Here is a 772-nt window from a genome sequence, read left to right as displayed (position 1 = left end):
ATGACCGACCGCTCCAGCTGCCCGCACCACAGCCCGCACCGTACCCCGACCCGCACCGAACGCCGGATCATCAAGGTTCGTGTGCTGCGCCGCTGGGGACCGGCCCGCATCGCCTACCTTCTGGGCCTGAACCCCGCCACGGTCCACCGCGTCCTGGTCCGCTACCGCCTGGCCCGGCTCGCGCACCTGGACCGGGCCACCGGCCGGGTGATCCGCCGCTACGAGCGCGACCGCCCGGGCGAGCTGGTGCATGTCGACATCAAGAAGCTCGGCAACATCCCCGACGGCGGCGGCCACAAGACCCTCGGACGCCAGGCGGGCCGCAAGACCCGCTCCGGTGCCGGCTACAGCTACCTCCACAACGCCGTCGACGACCACTCCCGCCTCGCCTACAGCGAGATCCTCGCCGACGAGAAGAAGGAGACCGCCGTCGGATTCTGGACGCGGGCCCACGCCTTCTTCGCCCGGGCCGGGATCACCGTCGAACGCGTCCTGACCGACAACGGTTCCTGCTACAAATCCCACCTCTGGAGCAACTCCCTTGCGGAGTCAGGGATTTCACACAAACGAACTCGCCCCTACCGGCCCCAGACCAACGGGAAAGTCGAGAGGTTCAACCGAACCCTCCTCGACGAATGGGCCTACGCACAGCCCTACCGGAGCGAAGCCGAGCGACGCGACGCCTACCCCGCCTGGCTCCACACCTACAATCACCACCGCGGACACACCGCGCTCAAGGGCCAGCCACCCGCCAGTCGCGTCCCCAACCTCT

At 68.7% G+C, this 772-nt stretch carries 1 protein-coding gene; it reads left to right on the top strand.

The window, feature by feature from the left end; genetic code table 11:
• The coding region (locus AC5WRT_RS38970; RefSeq protein WP_496098945.1) for an IS481 family transposase at positions 1 to 772 on the top strand (772 nt) is incomplete at both ends.

Source organism: Streptomyces sp. NTD91 (assembly GCF_059510455.1).
Note: the sequence above shows the minus strand (reverse complement) of the source record. Positions and strands in the feature narration are given on the sequence as shown.